Below are 20,012 nucleotides of genomic sequence, written 5' to 3' on the forward strand. Positions count from 1 at the left end.
GCAGGATGCCTGAACAGCAAAACCGGATAGATAATAGAAATGCAACCCATATATGGGCTGCATGTATAAAAACAAGGTTTTAAGTAAAAGTTATTTCTGACCGAAGCACAATATACGGCCTGAAAACAATCAGGCAGACAAAGAATCAACGGTCACACCCGTATATTTATACTGTCAGCAAAGTAGCCAATCTAATCGTGCACCATCCATCAGGTAATCTTCAAAGCATTTTAAATAATTCAGCCGGATATTTGGCTGGCATTATCTGCCGGCAGCAAAACATTAATATAGTTTAGTCCGACACTTACCTGTATCGGATCGATTCCGGTTATCGATACCTTCATCCGGCATTTTGGCATGGCATCCACCGGTACACCGTTAACACGGCTTACCAGTGGCAGGCCTTCAATACGCACTAAATCATCACGTATTAACTGAGCAGTCAGCTCCTGCAACTGTTCCTGCTGAATATATATCAGACTCCAGTATGCTTCCATATGGCGCTGAAAATCATTGTAGGCTGCATAAGCCGACTCAAAATCACGCAATACCGCAAACAGCATGGCATCCTGCGGTTCAAAACGTGGCTCTGCTTCCGGATCCAGTAAACTGATCAGCTGCTTCTGATTAATATAATCAGTAGCACGGCGCAGTGGTGAAGTAAACCAGGCATAATGTTTCAGCCCCAGACCAATATGCGGTTCAGACTGAGTACTCATCCGTACTCTGCCGGTAGGCTGTACACGGAATAATCCCGCCATTTCAGCCTCATCCAGCATCTGCGCCCAGGTGCTGTTGGCAAAAATCATCAGTTCACTGACCAGCGTATCAATTGGTGCTCCGCGTTCACGCACGCTGATATGTACAGTATTATCCGCCCCAAGCTTAATTCCATAATCGTACTGTGGTAAACGTTCCGGATCATATTTACCCCGCGCCTGCATTCTGGCCACAGCAAAATCATATAACCAGTTCATTTCATGCTGATGTGCAAAAGCTTCAGTATCACTGCGCGGCTGCAAAGGCTGAAATGCCTGCTCAATATTTTCAATACGTAAATTACAGTCTATATACACCGATTCAATTCGTGATTCATAACGTATCACCTCAAACTGCGGATTGATTTCTGCATACAGACTGACTGCCGGTCGTGCTGCTCCTTCATCCAGACTGAAAGCAGCTATCCAGTTATCCGGCAGCATGGTAATTTTACTGCCGGGATAATACACAGTACTTAAACGTTCAAATATCAGCTTTTCCAGCAAAGACTCAGCATCTATTGCCAGAGCCGGGGCAGCAATATGAATTCCGACCAGTTTGTTGCCATTGGGCAGGTCACGTACACTGAATGCATCATCTACCTCACTGGTTTCAATGTCATCAATGGAAAATGCGCGTACTGCGGTATCGGCATCTGGCAGATTGCGCATAACCGGTACAGGATAGTTACCGCAATCCATACCTTTGGGAAACTGGGTAAGTAAAAAACCATCCAGAAAATATTCAGGCAGAGGCGGTACTGCACCAACGCTCTGGAGCAGGGCAAACAGTGAGGTTTTTTTCTGATCAGCAGCTTTGACCACTGCTTTGTATTTCAGACTTTGTTTATCAGGTGCATGCAGAATCATTTTGGCTTCAGCAGCAATTTCATCCGGCAGGCGACCGGCCAGCAATTCCTGTATCCAGCCATTGATTTGCTCTTCCTGCTGTTTGCGCCGTTCAATGGCTGCCAGCGCCTGCTGTAATGTTTCTGCCGGCGCAGCTTTGAATACACCTTTATTTTTTTTGTAAAAATACATAGGCGCTGCATACAGAGCCATCAGTGTGGCTGCCAGCTCAATATTCCCGCTGCTATTGCCAAAATATTCACTGGCTGCACTGGCTGCGGTAAATTCACTTTCAGTGCCTACCGCTTCCCAGAGCAGACTGATATCAATACCGGCAGCTGCTTCAGCAGCCTGTTGTAAAAATTGCGCAGCATCACCATCAAACACCAGAAAAACGTGGCTGGCCTTGATTTTTGCCCGCTTACCATGTTGTGTATTAACCAGAAAAGTAGCATCATTTTCCTGAACTATTTCCGCTACTTTAAACTGACCTGACTCCTCATAAAAAATATGTTTACCCATAACACCTACTTAAACCAAAGAAACCATCCAGGTAATCTGTAAAACAGATTCAGATAATATTTCTTTATATAATTATAAACGGCTGTACTCAATCTCAGATTTTATGTCCGAACTGTAATGCTGTTTCAGACAATCACATCCGTTTTTTATATATTCAAATGTCAAAACATACAAATTAAATAATTCTATGTTTTAATTATTTAAGAAAACAATTACTTAAAGTTATTACAATATAATTATGCTTAAAACAATATTATGCTTTAAAAACTGATAAATAAACAGTAAAAACATTTATCCAATAAGAATATTCATAACAATAAAAAGTTTTTATAAATACCAAAAGAATAATCTGCTAAATATACTCATAGATAAATTTATACAATACATTGCCAAAATCGCAGATTATTATCATAAAATTAAATATACACTTTAAATATATACTCAATAAAACCAAAATTTACCTTTATTAGCATGTAAATTTTTTTGCCAGTGCAATCACCTGTATCAGAAAATGTAATTAGCTATATTATTACTATATATAGTAAATTTTCAATAATATCTAATTTTTTTAATAAAAAACAAATCAGATATTACAACAGAAAATGCGGGTTTGAATCTGGCTAGCAGGATCAAAATAAAATATCAGTATGTTGTTTAATACACAATAATTTCTGTTCGAAAATAATAATATTATTAATATTCATGTCTGCTTATACAGATCATACTAAGAAATACACCAGCCTGTTATCAGAAATTTCTTACCAGAATTGTATGATACAGATATCCACAGCAATAGCCATAGTGCGAGTGTTACAATAGCCATAAATTCATGTAAAGACCTATGATATGAAAAAAATAACCCCAAAAAGCTATGAAGAAGCTATCCGGCAACTGGAAAAAATAACCGAATCCATGCAAAACAATGATCTTCCGCTGGAAGAATCACTGGCTGCATATGAATATGGTCAGGAACTGGTGCAATACTGCCAGCAGAAGCTGGCGGAGGTAGAACAAAAACTACAGGTACTGGATAATGGTGAATTAAAGGAGCTGAAGCTTGAAACAGGGGAGTAATTTTGCCGACTGGCAAAAACATGTACAGACACATACGGAAGAAACATTAACCCGATTACTTCCGCCGGCCGGACAACTTCCCGCACCACTGATTGAAGCCATGCGCTATGCGGCGCTGGATGGCGGTAAACGGTTGCGGCCAATGCTGGTTCTGGCGGCGGCGGAGCTAGGTAGTGCGGTTACAGAAGCCGCAGATTATGCTCTGGCTGCAATCGAATGCATACATATCTATTCGCTTGTGCACGACGATATGCCGGAGATGGATAACGACAGTCTGCGTCACGGAAAACCTGCCTGTCACATACAATATACACCGGCAACAGCCTTGTTGGTTGGTGATGCCCTGCAAAGTATGGCATTCAGCCTGCTGAGCCGGCCAACTAGTCTGGACGCTGCGCGTCAGCTGCAAATGATACAGACTCTGGCACAGGCTGCCGGCTGTCATGGCATGGCCGGCGGACAGGCTATCGATTTAGCCTGCGTAGGGGTAGGTCTGAATCAGGCCGAACTGGAACACATGCACCAGTTGAAAACCGGTGCGCTGATCAGAGCAGCAGTTACACTGGGCGGACTTTGCTGTCAGGATATCAGCCAGCAGACATTAACCGCACTCGACCATTATGCCGCTCATCTGGGCTTGGCCTTTCAGGTTATCGATGATGTACTGGATTACGAGCAGGATAGCAGCACACTGGGTAAAACCGCCGGAAAAGATGCACAAACCAATAAACCTACCTACGTTAGCCTGATGGGACTTGATACAGCACGCCAGTATGCAGAAAATCTGGTACAACAGGCTATTGATGCTTTAAGCAGTTTTGACCAGCGTGCATCTCATCTTCGCGCACTGGCGCAATTTGTTGTTGCTCGCAATCATTAAAAATGCGCCAAGCAACAGCAAACTACGAATATATAAACATTGTCTGCGCAGTAATTCAGTAAATCACAGATATAACTTATTTACAGATCAGCTTATTAATAAAATAACTAACGCAGCCGCTTACCGGAAGCCCAGTCAATAATCTGACTGGGCTGTTTTCTTCCGCCGGTGCGCCCGCCCAGAATCATCACCTGTTTTCCAAACTGGCGTCTGACTTCACGCTCGGTACGACAGGCTTTTTTTCCCGCCCGGTTACAAGAAGTAGATACCAGCGCCGTACCTGCTGCTCTGCATAAAAACCGAGCAGTTACCAGGTCCGGAACCCGTACAGCCAGAGTTTGTCTGCCCCGCCCGCGTAACACAGGTGAAACCTGTTTGCGTATCGGTAACAGTAAAGTTCTGGGTGCCGGCCACTGCCGGCTGACAGCCGCTATATCGGTTGCGGACAAAGGTGCGAGCAAAGGCTGTAACTGAGTGAAATCAGCAGCAATAACAATCAGCCCTTTATGTTGCGGTCGCTTTTTCAATGCAATGACTTTACGCACCGCCGGCACACAATCAGGCAGACAGCCTAGCCCATAACTGCCTTCTGTAGGATAAGCAATCAAACCGCCACGATGCAGATGGCTGCGCAGACGATATAAAAACCGGCCGGACGGACGGGCAGGATGGCGCATAAATATTCTGAGAAACTAGACTAAACTATTATAATAGCAGGGCAGAATAAACCAGACTACACCCGTACCGGTCACAGCCACCCAACCACCAGAGACAATCATGATTACTGATGAACAACTATTGCGTTACAGCCGTCATATATTACTGGATAAGCTGGATATTGCCGGACAGGAAGCAATTCTTGCTGCCCGTGCTCTGGTAATCGGTGCCGGCGGCCTGGCACATCCGGCTCTGACTTATCTGGCTTCCAGCGGAATAGGGCATATTACCGTTGTGGATAACGACACTATCGAAATCAGTAATCTGCAACGCCAGTTCTGGTTTAATGATCAAGATATCGGTCAGGCAAAAGCCGCGATATTGTGCCGGCAGCTACAGACACAATATCCGCAAACCGGATTAAAGCCCATTGTAGCCAGAGCTGATGCCAGCCTGTTAGAGCAACTGGTTCAGCATACCGATATCATTCTGGATTGTACCGACAATTTTGCCAGCCGCCGGCTGATTAATCAGGCCTGTTTTAATGCACGCAAACCACTGGTTTCAGCCTCTGCACTGGTATTTGCCGGTCAGCTGGCAGTATATGATTTTCGTGATGGTCGCGGCCCCTGCTATCAGTGCCTGTTTGAAGGAGAAATGAATGATGAAGGTGCCAGTTGTGCTAAAAACGGAGTTTTTGCACCTTTACTCGGTATTATGGGCGCGGCACAGGCCAGTGAAGCATTGCAGATAATTGCCGATATTCACCCTGAGGGCTGCTGGCTACACTGTTTTGACGCTTGTTCTTTTCAATGGCAGCGCCTGCAGCTGGCTGCCAATCCGGATTGTCCGGTATGCGGGCAGCCAGTTTTATCCACAGAAATTTGTGGATAAAACTGTGGATATTTTTATTAATCAAAATCAGATAGTTTACGATCCTGACCGGCATTCCAGCCAGATACAGTAATAACCAGAGCAGCAATTAACATTAAACACAGTGCTGGAAACCAGGAATGCAGCATGTCATGCAAAGCACCCATCAGTACCGGACCTGCGGCTGCAAACAGATAACCACAGGTTTGAGCCATGCCAGATAACAGTACCCCCTCAGTAACACTGTCGCTGCGCAAGCTGAAAAACATCATACTCAGACAGAAAGCCCCGCTGATGCCCAGTCCCAGCAGCAATACAGCCGGAAAATAACAGCTGCGCCATGGCGACATCAGCAATAATACCGACAAGATTAAAGCCACGCCGCACATCGACCCTATCCAGTGCTGCTGCTTTAATCTGGCTGCATAAATCGGTATCAGCAAATTGGTTGGTATCATCACCAGCTGCATCAGCCCGAGCCAGCCACCGGCTTCCGTTGCGGATACTCCGGCCTTGGCTACAATCTGCGGCAACCAGCTGACTGTAGAATAAAACAGGAATGACTGAAACCCCATAAACAGCGTTACCTGCCAGGCCAGCGGATTGCGCCACAGATGTGTTTTTACCTGACGCGCACGTACAGCCGCCTTGGGCATAGCATTGGCTGCTTTAAAAGGCAGCCACCAGATAACCATGGCTACCAGCGCCGGCAGAACCCAGATTACCAGAGCACCGCGCCAGCCCCATAGATTACTGTGAGCAAGTGGGGCACTTAAAGCAGAACCGGCCGCACCGCCCATATTCATCACCAGTGCATATAATGCGGTAACCAGCCCCATTTTAAACGGAAAATACTGCTTTACCATACTGGGAATCAGCACATTGCCAACAGCAATGGCACAGCTGAGCAAAGCCGTACCGGCCAGTAACAGAAACAACCCGGAACCACAGCGCAGCACCAGCCCCAGCGTTAAAATCCATAATGCAAAAAAGACCATCTGCTCCGAGCCCAGACGTGCTGCAAGCCTGGGAATAAAAATCGAAAACAGACCAAATGTCAGCAATGGTACCGTAGTCAGCATGCCTGCCAGTGTACTGCTTATCTGCAGCTGTGCCTGAATATTCTGTAATAAAGGCCCCACACCTGTCAGAGGGCCGCGCAAAACAAAAGCCAGAGCCAGAATAGCGACAAAAAGACTAAGCCGGTGCTGTGTTTTCGATACAGTCGAATCCGTTTTCATTACTTCACCAAATTACCCGTTTACCCTTAGGGTAGAAAAAACCATTCAATTTACCGGCCATTGCTGCAATAGCGCACGACCGCACTCCAGACCGGCTGCATAGCTGTAACGCAAACGACCGGCATCCCGGCACAGACGTCCGGCCATTTTGCCATCATCCGGAGGGTGGATTTCAACAATATACCGGCAGTTCTCAGGCTGCTGCATCCATGCCAGAGTAGCATTATAATGCTTTACCCGCTGCCGTAATGCCTGAGCAAACCCGCCGGCAGGCAGAAACTTTGCCAACAGACTATCACTCAGGGTACCTTTTTTTACATAATTTTGTGCCCGGGTACGGATTACCACGACTCGATTAATATTTGGCCGGGACAGAGCCCACTGTACCGGCAGAGCATCAGCTACTCCGCCGTCAAAATAAAATTCACTACCGATTGCTACCGGCTTACGGATCATAAACGGAATTGAGCTGGAAGCGCGCAGTACATCCAGAAAAGAATCGGGCTGAGCCACAGCATATTCCGGCTCACCGCTAAGCGCATTACTTAACACAATCCTGAAATCACGCTGCTGTGCAAACATACGTTCACAGTCCAGCGGATTTTCCTGTTGCACAACCTGCCATAACCAATCGATATCCATCAGGTCGCCGCCACGCATAAAGCGTGACCAGCGGATAAATTCCGGCCGGCAGGACTGATCAAGCAGTACAGCCAGATTACGCCCTTCCTGTTTGGACAGATAACTGGCAATAGTACTGGCTCCGGAAGATACTCCGACCAGTAAACTAAACGGGTTAAAATCTGCCTGTAAGAAGGCATCAGTCACACCGCTGCTGAATGCGGCACGCATTCCTCCGCCTTCTACAACCAGTGCAGTTTGCATTCCGGCAGGCTGCCGACCAGTATGCATATTGCCATTTCCATATTTATGTAAAAATAATTTAATATTATTAAATATATAATACCGGCTATAGTAAATCAATAAAGCCGGTCGGCGCACAGTATCTTAATATTAATATCTTCTACGGTTCCTGTATATGTATATCAGCCTGTCAATATCCGGTACACACACCTGAATTTTATGATTTTTTTCAATCTGAACCATATCATTGTCAACTAAATATTTTCTAATCCTGTGTCCGGGAACCACTTTATCCATAAAATCGGCGCCAATTGATTCATCCGTAAACCGGGAAGATACGGTATATCCGCTATCTTTTATCACTTAACATTTTCCAACCCATAAAAAAACTTCCGGATTCAGATAAATCCGGAAGTTAGTCAGACTACTGAGTAAAAACAGTTTAATTGTGACCCCACTTAAAGCCGACACCGGCATTAAAGCCAACTTCTTTGCCTGTAGTGGAAACACCTGCACCCCAGCCAATATTACCGCTGTTACTCATGGCTTTATAATTAGCTCCTACCGCAGTATAGCCACGATAGGTACCAACACCTACACCAACAGCCTGTTCACCGGCATTCAGAGAGGGCAGATAAGCACCGGACAGAGCCATGGCCAGTGCCGTACCGGAATAGGCACGGCGTTCAGTCCGCTGAACACGATCATTTACCTGATTTACATACTTATTGATGTTGGTAATCTGATTATTCACACCCTTAAGCTGAGCCACATTGACTGCATCAGTATCAGCTGTACCAGCGGCAACCCCGGTTATCTGACGGTATACACCTTTCGATGCATCTCCTACAGATACCGCTCCTTCTGTACTCTTCGTTGCCCGGATTGCTGCTGCCTGCTGCTGCGTTGCCGTTACCGGTATATAGCCCTCTTTACCGGCTGCTGTACTTGCTACCGATCCAGATCCAAGTGCTACGCCTCCGCTCTGAGTTACTTTCGCCTGACTGCCCAGAGCAACACCATTGGCTGACGATGCGCTGGCAGAATCACCTATGGCAACTGCTGAGGTGCCGCTGGCCATTGATGCACCGCCTATTGCAACTGAATCAACCCCCTGAGCGATTGAGGCTGCTTTTGCTGAGTTACTCTTTGCATATTTAGTGCCGTAATCCTGAATATTCTGCAGAGCATCAGCAACATTATCCGTACTTACTATATTGCCTGTCGGGGTAGTGGTTTCATATTTAGGCGGCTTAATCTGACCTGTACTTGGATCATATCCACTTGGCTTACCTAAACCGGCAGTTATACTAGAAAGCTGACTTTCTGTTCTTTTACTGATTGCAGTTGACAGACTCGACAGTGCATCATCAGAAATAGTGCCAGTGCCTGCGGGCAGACCGCCTACTGCTGTTGACAGGCTTGATAAACCAGTTGACATGCTTGATGATAGGGTACTGATACTTTGTTTTACATCCCACAACTGACCAGCATTCACTGCATCAAGAGAGCCGGCTACTATATTACCGCCTTTAACACCGGTAATTGTCTGTGCAATACCTCCGCGGGCAGCATCATAAACTGTACCATTCCACTGTAACGCATTCGCATTCAGATTAGCGATACTGGTGCTCATACTACCTGGGGCTGTGCCAATCAATAAATCTGATATCGCTGTTGAAGTGGATGTTGACAAAGAACTCAGATCGGTAGACAGCGAAGTTTTTACTTCGTATAACTGGCCGCCATTTACCGCATCATGCGAACCTGGAGCAAGCTCACCTTCTGCCAGATTCACAATTTTGCGATAAGTAGGAATAGAATCACGAGTCATACCGTTGTTGGTTTGGCCTGCATCAAATCCGTCTTTATCTTTATTCCATGTGATCGTATGCTCTTCTAGATAATCCACTCGTCCCTTTATGGATTTAGAAGCGCTTGCCAAGTCGCTTACACTTTTTGAAAGACCTTGATATCCGGTGGACAGAGAACTACTTATACTGGCGATCTGAGGAGAAACATTTTCGAAAACAGTTGAGGAAACAGTTGTTAACAGACTGCTCAGACCGGTTGAAGCTGAGGTGGACAGAGCAAAGAACTGACCTCCGTTAATTGCATCGGTTGAATGTGCTGATACATCACCGGCAGCTACATGGGTAATTCTTTGTGCACTTCCGCTTCCGTGACTGGCATCATATGCACTTATACCGCTATTCCATTGCAGGGCATCCTGATTTAATGAAGATACCTGGTTATTGATATTAACATATCCGCTTGACAGGCTGTTTATGCTGCTATTAGCTGTGTTCAGACCGGTTGATAGGCTGGATACGTTTTGATTTACCTCTTTCAGGTTATCAGCAATGATTGTGGATATACTACCCTGCTGAATGTCTGCCATGTTGCTCATGCTGGTTGATAAACTGTTCAGACCGGTTGATGCTGAGTTGGACAGAGCAAAGAGCTGGCCTCCGTTAATTGCATCGGTTGAATGTGCTGATACATCACCGGCAGCTACATGGGTAATTCTTTGTGCACTTCCGCTTCCATGACTGGCATCATATGCACTTATACCGCTATTCCATTGCAGGGCATCCTGATTTAATGAAGATACCTGGTTATTGATATTTACATATCCGCTTGACAGGCTGGCTATATCGTTATTAGCTGTGTTCAGTCCTGTTGACAGGCTGGATACGTTTTGATTTACATCTTTCAGGTTATCAGCAATGATTGTGGATATACTACCCTGCTGAATATCTGCCAGGCTGCTCATGCTGGTTGATAAACTATTCAGACCGGTTGATGCTGAGCTGGACAGAGCAAAGAGCTGACCTCCGTTAATTGCATCAGTTGAATCTGCTGATACATTACCGGCAGCTACATGGGTAATTCTTTGTGCATTACCGCTTCCATGACTGGCATCATATGCACTTATACCGCTATTCCATTGCAGGGCATCCTGATTTAATGAAGATACCTGGTTATTGATACTAGCATATCCGCTTGACAGGCTGTTTATGCCGCTATTAGCTGTGCTCAGACCGGTTGACAGGCTGGATACGTTTTGATTTACATCTTTCAGGTTATCAGCAATGATTGTGGATATGCTGCCCTGCTGAATGTCTGCCATGCTGCTCATGCTGGTTGATAAACTGCTCAGACCGGTTGATGCTGAGTTGGACAGAGCAAAGAGCTGACCTCCGTTAATTGCATCAGTTGAATCCGCTGATACATTACCGGCTGCTACATGGGTAATTCTTTGTGCACTACCGCTTCCATGACTGGCATCATATGCACTTATACCGCCATTCCATTGCAGGGCATCCTGATTTAATGAAGATACCTGGTTATTGATATTTACATATCCGCTTGACAGGCTGGCTATATCGTTATTAGCTGTGTTCAGTCCTGTTGACAGGCTGGATACGTTTTGATTTACATCTTTCAGGTTATCAGCAATGATTGTGGATATACTACCCTGCTGAATATCTGCCAGGCTGCTCATGCTGGTTGATAAACTATTCAGACCGGTTGAGGCTGAGCTGGACAGAGCAAAGAGCTGACCTCCGTTAATTGCATCAGTTGAATCTGCTGATACATTACCGGCAGCTACATGGGTAATTCTTTGTGCACTTCCGCTTCCATGACTGGCATCATATGCACTTACACCGCCATTCCATTGCAGGGCATCCTGCTGTAGTCCGGCAACATTACTGGTGGCAGTACTGATCGTATTGTCTAATTGTCCCAGTATCGTTGAAGTACTGGAAGAAAGGCTATTCAGTCCGATGGCAGTACTGGAAGACAGACTGCTCAATCCGCTAGCTGCACTGGAAGATAAACTGTTCAATCCGCTAGAAGTACTGTTAGACAGGCTGGCTATCGTGCTTGAAGTAGTCGAAGATAAACTGCTCAAAGCATTTGATGCTGCGGTAGACAGACTGCTTAATCCGCTGGAAGTTGTGGTAGACAGACTATTTAGTCTGTCCGGCCAGTCTGTAGATAAACCGTTTACTTTATCCTGAACTGAGCTTAAACCACTAGAGACTGATCCTGATACTTCTGCCAGACTGCTGGCATAATTTGCATTAGCCTGATCAAGCTGCGCACCAGTAATCACATCAGTTGAATCTGCTGATACTTCACCGGCAGCAACATTGGTAATTTTTGCCGGATTTTTGGTTGCACGACTGGCATCATAAGCAGCAATATCATCATTCCATTGCAGTGCATTCTGCTTTAAATTAGTTACCCTGTTATCAATATTGCTTGCAACAGTAGACAGACTGATCACATCATTACCACCAGTTTGAGTAATCGTACTCAAAGATGACGTGAAATGATCGAAACTGGTACTAACACTGCTGGAAAGTTCCGTAATATTAGTATTAGTTGTATATAACTGGCCGGCAGTAGCAACATCACTTGATCCCTTTTCAATATTGCCATCAGCTACATTGGTAATTTTCTGGACTTTTCCGTCACGCATAGCATCATAAGCACCATCTTTCCACAATAGCGCATTCTGCTGTAATGTTTTTACATGAGAGTCAGTCGCTGCCAGGCTGCTTGATGCTGATGCAGACAGTTCAGTCAATCTGCTGTTGGTACTGTCGATACCAGTAGACAAACTGGATAATCGATTACCACTAATTTCAGACAATGATGAAGACAGGCTATTTAAACCTGTTACCACACTGCTGGAAACGTCGTTTAGATTACCGGACAGGCTGCTAACCTGAGTATTGGTATCAAACAATTGCCCGCCGGTAATTACATCACTTGAGTCTGCTGCCAGACTACCTTGGGCTACATTGGTAATTTTTTGTGCAGTACCGGTTGCATGACTGGCATCATAAGCAGATATATTGCTATTCCATTGCAGCGCATTCTGCTGTAATGTAGCTATATTTGAATTAACAGAGCTTAACCCCGTATTGGCCGCTGCAGAAAGAGAGCTCAGACCGGTACTCAGCGATTGATTTAAATCAGCTGAAATATTATTCAAACTGGCAGATGTCGAACCAGACAAACTTACCAATCTGCTATCCAAACCGGCAGACAGAGTAGCCACACTGGTATTGGTGTCAAATAATTGCTTACCGGTGACAACATCAGTGGATTGATCACTCAGATCACCATCTTTAACATGGGTAATTTTCTGTACACCATTTTCAACACCATGGCTGGCATCGTAAGCACCGTCTTTCCACTGTAAAGCATCCTGCTGCAAGTTAGTAATATTGGAATTGATATTATTCAAACCTGTACTAAGAGCTGTAGATAAACTGCCCACACCATCCGCAGATAGATTCTGCAGAGAACTGGATAAATTATTCAAACTTTCTGCTGTAGAACTAGAAAGACTAAACAGCTGTTTACCGGTCACCGCATCGGTTGAGTCAGCACCCTCTCTGCCGTCTGCTACATTGGTAATGCGCTGATTACCAAGTGCCGGATGTTTAGCACTGTATGCCTTATCAGTATCATTCCATTGCAAAGCATTATCCTGCAAGGCCGCAACTTCGCGCTGATTGTTTCCCACAAGTCCGGAAAGACTACTAATAATCGACTGAGAAGAGCTGCTTAAGGCCGTACTCAGACTGTCTAACCCACCTGTAGTTGATAAAGATAGATTATTCAGAAAATTATTGGTTGTATATAACTGTGCTCCGATCACCACATCAGATGAATCTGCTGTTAAGGCACCGGCCGCAACACCTGTAATTTTCCGATTACCGGCATCATAAGCGATTTTACTTTCATTCCATAACAGAGCTTTATTACTTACATCGTCTATTTTTTGGTTACTGTCTGCCAGATTTGTACTTATTGTGCTGGTTACGTTATTCAGTTTAGCTACAGTAGCGGTCGAAAGACTGTATAACTGTCCGCCGGTAATTACATCTGTTGATCCCTGTTCAGTACTGCCGTCTGCAACATTGGTAATTTTCTGAGCTTTTCCGTTACGCTCAGCATCATAGGCACCATTTACCCCATTGTCACCTGCTTTCCACAGTAAAGCGTTATTTTGCAAACTAGACAGGCTGCTACTTACACCACTGGCTACTGTAGACAAACTAGCAATATCTGCTATATTTGAATTACCCACTGAATTTGACAGGCTGGTCAAACTTGAAGCAAAACTTTCTGATAAATTAGTCAGATTTGTATTGGTTTCATATAACTGGGAACCAATAACCACGTCACTGGAATGAGCCGAAGAAATATCACCGGCCGCAACATGCGTGATTTTCTGGGCTTTTCCGTCACGTTCAGCATCAAATACACCATCTTTTAACTGTAGTGCATCCCGGCTTAATTGATTCATGCTGGTTGAAGTATTGTCCAGAAGCTGATTGAGCTTATTTGAAGTTTCTGACAGGGTTGTACTGATTGAAGCAGACATTGAAGTGGAATTCGATAGCGCAGTGGAAATACTGCTTATCGCAACAGTTGACAAACTGCTCAATGCTGAATTGGTACTATAAAGCTGTCCGCCATTAATAGCATCAGTTGATTCTGGCGATAAATCACCGGCCGCAACATTGATAATTTTTGCTGTATTTGCCTGACCGTGAACTGCATCATAAGCCTGTACATCGTCATTCCACCGTAATGCATTTTCCTGCATCTGGCTGATACTGGTTAAAACTGAAGTATTTATTGCATCAAGTTTGTTATTAGTTTCAGTAAGCCGGCTGTCCAGTAAGCCGGCTGTATCTACCAGCTTGCTGTCATATGTAACTAAAGTTGAATTGGTCGTATTTATCAGTTCATTTAATTCTTTGTCGTTTTTAGTTAAATGGCTTACTGTTGAAGAAGACAGATCATACAGACTGGTTGACACAGAATCGCCCAGGCTTTTTAACTGAGCCACATTGACAGCATCAGTATCCTGTGTACCGGCTGCCAGGCCGGTAATCTGCCGTGTGACACCGGCACTGGCATTACCAATCGCCACCGAGCCTCTGGTACTGTTCCAGGTAGATGATGTGGCATCATGAACCGCACCAGCAGGATCATAGCCAGCCACACCTGCTGCGGCTGTAGTTGCAGAATTACTGCCTATAGCCACGCCGTCATCAGAACTGGCATTAGCCGCTGTACCGATGGCTACACCATTCGTACCACTAACTCGAATATTGTTACCCAGTGCCAGGACATCAGCAGCAGAAACTTCAGCTTTATTACCTACAATCATGGCCCCGGTAGCATTTGCAGAAACTTTATTCAGATTACCTAATATTCTTATATCATTAGTTTTTGAATGGCCTTTTGAATCAAGTGCTACATCTACAGAATTACTATTACCAAATATACCAGTATTATCAGCAGCAATCGTACCATTCTGATTACCGAAAGAATACGTGTCATTCCCTGTTACTCTTGTGATGCCGGTTGCCTGATCTTTATCTTCATCTGCAATTTCACCATTGACTGAATCATAAGCAGTTGTTGTCTGAGAGCCGCCAATCGCACCGGATCTGTTTCCGCTTACCTGATTGGCTGAGCCTATACTGATACTTTGTTCGCCAGTGGCCTGAGCTGTATTACCGATAGCTACGGCAGAATCTGCTGTAGCTTGTGCCTGCACACCTAAGGCAACAGTACCATCAGCACTGGCCTGAGATTTCAAACCGGCAGCCACACTACCCACACCATTAGAAGATGCAACCGAACCTAAAGCCACACTGGAAACACCTGTAGCTTCAGCGCCGACACCAAAAGCAATCGAGGCCCGCCCGGAAGCCAGAGCAGCAGTTCCGATGGCCATCGCGCCGCCGGCAGTAGCGGTGGCGTTGGTACCGAATGCTACTGAGTAGTTACCAGATGTATAAGCACCACAACCGGATGCAAAAGAATGGACACCATAAGCTACCGGCATTTTATTTGAGGCTGCGTCCCCTTGCTGAACAGCTTTATTCGCATTAACAGCCGTTGTTGTTGTACCATAGGCCGGATCATTTTGATAAGCAAAGCGTCTATATTCGTCCAATGCAGAGATTAATGCACCAGTAACCGTACGCTCCGGATCACTCCTGCCCGCAACTTCATCGGCTCTGCAGTTTGTACCATCTTTAGCAAAACCATTAATCCCATTGATAACTACAGAACCATGACTTGCCCATACCTTACCATTTTTATCTGCATAGTTTACTTCAATACCAGGGTGACTTAAACTAACACCACCAACCAGTGCCGTATTTGCAGCAAAAACATTCGGAATAACAAGTGAAAAATTCAGAATTGAAGCAATAAGACTCCGTTTAAAGACTGATCTGAATCGGGACTTACTGTTTATCATGCCTGTGGCTGGCAAGCAGGCTACGGTATCGGACTTGGTTTTGCTCTTAGCTAGTTCGGAGGCGGCCACCCAGGTCTGGGTCGTTTCATTCCATATAGCACGATATATTTTATTCAATTGGTTTACTCCTGATTAGAAATCATGCCGTCAAACAAAATTTGTATAAACTTAAATAAAGTTAAATTTTAAAATTAAATCTTTAAGCAATATAACATAATCTACTTGCTTGTATGTATTGAACAAATTTAAATGATATTTAGTAAACCCGATAAAAATTATATTTTTTATAAAAATAAATATTTGAAATTTAATTATTTTTTTATATTCATTTCAAAAATTAAATATATAAATATGTTAATCAAATAGATTGTTTATATGTTATTATTGTCTTATTAACACCACAGTAATCTGATTAACCCGATCTCTCAAAATTAAAAAATTATATTGGCATTTTTATTACACCTAAACAAATCTGATCCAAATAAATGGTTTTAGGCAGTTAGATTTATTATTTGCTTTTCGTTTACTAGCCACTTGAATAAATACAGTGATGAAAGTAAAAATAGTTATTAATCAGCTAAACGAAGCAAATTGACCGCAATTAAATTACGCTTGCACATCATCTGAATTGTATTTTGTGTACTATCGTTTCTGCATAGCAGAATAGAATTTGATCCGGCCATAATATTAATTTATCAAAACAGACAGATACAGAAAATGTATCCATATTCGCAGAGAAAAGCAGAATAGTCAGGAAATCCAAATCAAGGCATAACAGAATGTTATGCAGAAAGGTACGAAGCAAAAATGGTCTGACTGTAAAAACAATATGCTATTTAAATTAATAAATAGCATATTGTTAATCTGAATTAAAAATATAACTCTGAATAATTAATTACAGAAAAATCCAATTTTTAATTAGTAACCATGTAGCCGGAATACTGGTTTAACAACCATATTCAAATCAATCAGCAGCCATATCGAATCTATATAATCCGGTTACTGCTCCATTTGTTTTTCAACATCAATCAGCGCCCGGCGCGATAGAGCTAGATTGGCACGGTTGCTATCAAGTACTGAATACAAAAAAAGGCTGCCCAGTTTTTTCAGCGGCCGGATCAGATGATACTGCTGCCCCAGTGTGATCAGTATATCCTCAATTTCATCGTTAAGATCCAGCATCTGCATAGTTTTGATTTTAGAACGGATAACTTCCGTACTGCTGGCCGCGGCAATTTCCAGATCAATTTTATTAATGGCATTACCGGCCATCAACATACCATTATCATAATCAACCACCGCCGCCGCCAGTGCACCTTCTACGTTTAGTAATTGCGCTACAACAGCTTGATAATCCATTGCATTTATATCCCGGAATAATAAAGTGAAGCCGGTTAAATATTATCCGGCCAGTCTAACCTGATTTTGTTAAGTAATTATAACATATTCTTAACATGAATATTATCATGGCCGCAAATCAGGCTGCATGCGGTAACTGATGAAATGCGGCCGGCAGTTGATAATTATGCGGAAAAGTTACCCATTCATAGGCTTGCGGCTGTGCCAAAAGCTGCCTTAACAGCGCATTATTGATTGCATGGCCGGATTTATGCCCCTCAAAGGCGCCGATAATCGGGTGACCAAGGGTATAAAGATCTCCGACAGCATCAAGAATTTTATGCCGGACAAATTCATCCGGATAGCGCAATCCTTCAGGATTAAGCACATCCATATCATCAATTACAATCGCATTACTCAGATTACCCCCCAGCCCCAAATTGTGACTGCGCATCAGTTCTACTTCCTGCATAAAACCAAATGTCCGCGCCCGGGAAATTTCATCAACATATGACTGTCCGGCAAAATCAATCCGGAAAGTCTGGTTACTGCGATTAAAAACCGGATGATCAAAATTTATGGTTAATGTAATCTGAAATCCTTCATACGGAGTAAATTTTACCCATTTATCTCCCTCTGTCAGTACCAGCGGTTGTTTAATACGCAAAAATCTTTTTTCGACAGGTTGATCAATTACCCCGGCATCCTGTAACAGATAAATAAAAGGCAAGCTGGAACCATCCATAATGGGAATTTCCGGTGCATTAAGCTCAACAATAATATTATCGATTCCATAGGCAGCAAATGCCGACATAATATGCTCGATGGTGCCGATACGAATACCGTCCGGCGTAACAACCGTAGAAGATAAACGGGTATCGTTAATCAGTTCAGGAGTCAGTGGCACAAGCCGGCCAAGTTCTCCGTTTAGATCCGTACGGCGAAAACGAATACCGCTATCCGAAGCAGCCGGATGCAGACTCAGGCGTACCCGTTCCCCGGAATGCAAACCCACTCCTGTAACACTGATACTTTTTGCCAATGTGCGCTGCAGCATATTCTGTTCCTGATCAATCCGACCATCCTATGGTAACGAATTTCACTGGTAAAGGTAATGAAATTTGCCAAACAGTGGATAAATTATTGCTATCAGCATTGATTTCTGTTAATTATCCACAGCGAACAATAGTATCAGAAAAATTATCCACATAATCCACAAATCATCCGCAGATGTATTTAATAACTTATCTACAAATAAAAATATGATTTATAGTGATATTTTAAGTTTTCCACAGGATGTATGGCTTCGTCTTTGTCTTCATCCATTTATTATTTATATTTTTATTTGAATAATAATTTTAAATTTCGACATGTTCGCGTAATCCGGTTACTTCAACAGATTTATCTCTGAATTGAAATAAAACATCAAAATTACCCAGATGCATAACAAAAACTTTGTCTGTATGGTGCTGATGCACCGGTCGCGGATCTTGAGCCAGACTTTGATTAACTAATTGAAAATATTCTGAATCTAATGAAAAAAATTGCATTTGATTTAATGCATGCTGTGACCAGTGAACTGTCAGTAATTCGCGTTCATGTGCAAAACTGCTATGTGCATAAGGTTTAGCCTCAACAAACGGAATATAGGGTTTGATATCAATTACTGGTGTCTGATCGAGAAAATCCACACCACTTACATACAATCGAATCTGTTTGTTACATTCAATCCGCTCCAGTTTTACCAGTGATAAACCCAAATGATTAGGCCGGTGCGGACTGCGAGTAGCAAAAACCCCTTTTTTTTCTTTACCGCCTAGTTTCGGAGGACGAATTAATGGTTGCCAGCCATCTTTAATCGTGGCATGAAAAATAAACTGAATCCAGATATATTCATAATCACTTAAACCGCGTACACATTCAGCAGTAAATTCTGTGGATAAATCGATATATGCCTGAGCTGCTGGTACCAGACCGGGCTGCCGGGCAACCCCAAATTTTTGTTTATAGGGAGAATAAATGTAACCAATCGGACGGATTATCCAGTGCGGACTGGTACTGACTGTAGAATCAGACATAAAAGCAATATACATTATTGTGAATCAGAACTGCTGTATTGTACGGTAATTGGTGTATATGTCTGTATATAAATTGTGGATAAATTATTCAGTTTATTGTTTTTTTTGATTTTGTTTTTTCCAGTAGCTTAATTATGGTATATCACCATCATCACATTGATATTTTGTAATGAAATTTTATAATTAAATTAACGGATAAATATAAAATTTACCCTGTTTATCTGGATTGTGTGTATTTGTGAATAAAAAAAAGATGTTTTTGAAATATACTAGTGTATCCGGTTAGCCAGCTTTAAATATTTTAAAAAAATTATTATCAATAATTAAAATAAACTGATCCTACCTGTGGATAATTATTTATTACCGGCTAAAACAGCTTTTATTTGCTGGTCTGTTTAAAAACAGGTTATCAGACTGATTGTTTCAGGAATATGACTCGCAGATTGGTATTCTGTCGCTGACTGAGAGCTGATATTTGAACTGTGGCTGAATATAACAGAGTAGGGAAGTGGATAAATATATGATTTGTCAATAGTTAATTACTATATTTGCCTAACAGATCTCAGC

General features: G+C 43.3%; 11 protein-coding genes. 3 read left to right on the forward strand and 8 right to left on the reverse strand.

All coding sequences use genetic code 11. The annotated features are described in order from the left end of the window. Positions 1 to 239: 239 nt before the first annotated feature. Positions 240 to 2,129 (reverse strand): ribonuclease catalytic domain-containing protein, encoded by a 1,890-nt coding sequence (locus tag H3T84_RS08310; protein ID WP_198218830.1) that lies wholly within the window; start codon positions 2,127 to 2,129, stop codon positions 240 to 242. Between the two features lie 846 nt (positions 2,130 to 2,975). Between H3T84_RS08310 and H3T84_RS08315 the strand changes: the two genes are divergently transcribed. Both H3T84_RS08315 and H3T84_RS08320 read left to right on the forward strand, forming a co-directional pair. Continuing rightward, the gene (locus H3T84_RS08315; RefSeq protein WP_084551709.1) at positions 2,976 to 3,203 is read left to right on the forward strand and encodes an exodeoxyribonuclease VII small subunit; all 228 of its coding nucleotides are present in this window, start codon (positions 2,976 to 2,978) and stop codon (positions 3,201 to 3,203) included. Further along, entirely contained in the window at positions 3,187 to 4,083 is an 897-nt protein-coding gene (locus H3T84_RS08320; protein WP_232346156.1) for a polyprenyl synthetase family protein, read from the forward strand. The genes H3T84_RS08315 and H3T84_RS08320 overlap by 17 nt, the downstream gene beginning before the upstream one ends. Before the next feature lie 107 nt (positions 4,084 to 4,190). Here the strand turns inward: H3T84_RS08320 and H3T84_RS08325 are convergent, their stop codons facing one another. Continuing rightward, complete coding sequence (locus H3T84_RS08325; protein ID WP_110414770.1) at positions 4,191 to 4,760, reverse strand: L-threonylcarbamoyladenylate synthase; 570 nt, start codon at positions 4,758 to 4,760, stop codon at positions 4,191 to 4,193. 100 nt (positions 4,761 to 4,860) lie between these two features. On the opposite strand from H3T84_RS08325, the gene H3T84_RS08330 reads away from it, so the two are divergent. After that, positions 4,861 to 5,634 carry a HesA/MoeB/ThiF family protein gene (locus tag H3T84_RS08330; protein WP_232346155.1) on the forward strand — a complete coding sequence of 258 codons (774 nt, stop codon included), beginning with the start codon at positions 4,861 to 4,863 and terminating at the stop codon, positions 5,632 to 5,634. Between the two features lie 17 nt (positions 5,635 to 5,651). Here the strand turns inward: H3T84_RS08330 and H3T84_RS08335 are convergent, their stop codons facing one another. The 6 genes from H3T84_RS08335 to tsaA form a co-directional block, all read right to left on the reverse strand. Further along, complete coding sequence (locus tag H3T84_RS08335) at positions 5,652 to 6,854, reverse strand: MFS transporter (protein WP_198218831.1); 1,203 nt, start codon at positions 6,852 to 6,854, stop codon at positions 5,652 to 5,654. 45 nt (positions 6,855 to 6,899) lie between these two features. Continuing rightward, complete coding sequence (locus H3T84_RS08340) at positions 6,900 to 7,766, reverse strand: patatin family protein (RefSeq protein WP_198218832.1); 867 nt, start codon at positions 7,764 to 7,766, stop codon at positions 6,900 to 6,902. 394 nt (positions 7,767 to 8,160) lie between these two features. After that, positions 8,161 to 16,146 carry an ESPR-type extended signal peptide-containing protein gene (locus tag H3T84_RS08345; RefSeq protein ID WP_198218833.1) on the reverse strand — a complete coding sequence of 2,662 codons (7,986 nt, stop codon included), beginning with the start codon at positions 16,144 to 16,146 and terminating at the stop codon, positions 8,161 to 8,163. A gap of 882 nt (positions 16,147 to 17,028) precedes the next feature. Beyond that, positions 17,029 to 17,388 carry a hypothetical protein gene (locus H3T84_RS08350; RefSeq protein ID WP_100115532.1) on the reverse strand — a complete coding sequence of 120 codons (360 nt, stop codon included), beginning with the start codon at positions 17,386 to 17,388 and terminating at the stop codon, positions 17,029 to 17,031. Positions 17,389 to 17,506: 118 nt separating this feature from the next. Then, complete coding sequence (gene lpxC / locus H3T84_RS08355; protein ID WP_198218834.1) at positions 17,507 to 18,424, reverse strand: UDP-3-O-acyl-N-acetylglucosamine deacetylase; 918 nt, start codon at positions 18,422 to 18,424, stop codon at positions 17,507 to 17,509. A 301-nt stretch (positions 18,425 to 18,725) separates the two neighbouring features. Beyond that, complete coding sequence (tsaA, locus tag H3T84_RS08360) at positions 18,726 to 19,445, reverse strand: tRNA (N6-threonylcarbamoyladenosine(37)-N6)-methyltransferase TrmO (protein WP_198218835.1); 720 nt, start codon at positions 19,443 to 19,445, stop codon at positions 18,726 to 18,728. Positions 19,446 to 20,012: the final 567 nt, after the last annotated feature.

Origin of the sequence: Snodgrassella sp. M0110, assembly GCF_016101465.1 — a bacterium.
In the GTDB taxonomy this organism is placed as follows: Bacteria; Pseudomonadota; Gammaproteobacteria; order Burkholderiales; family Neisseriaceae; genus Snodgrassella; species Snodgrassella alvi.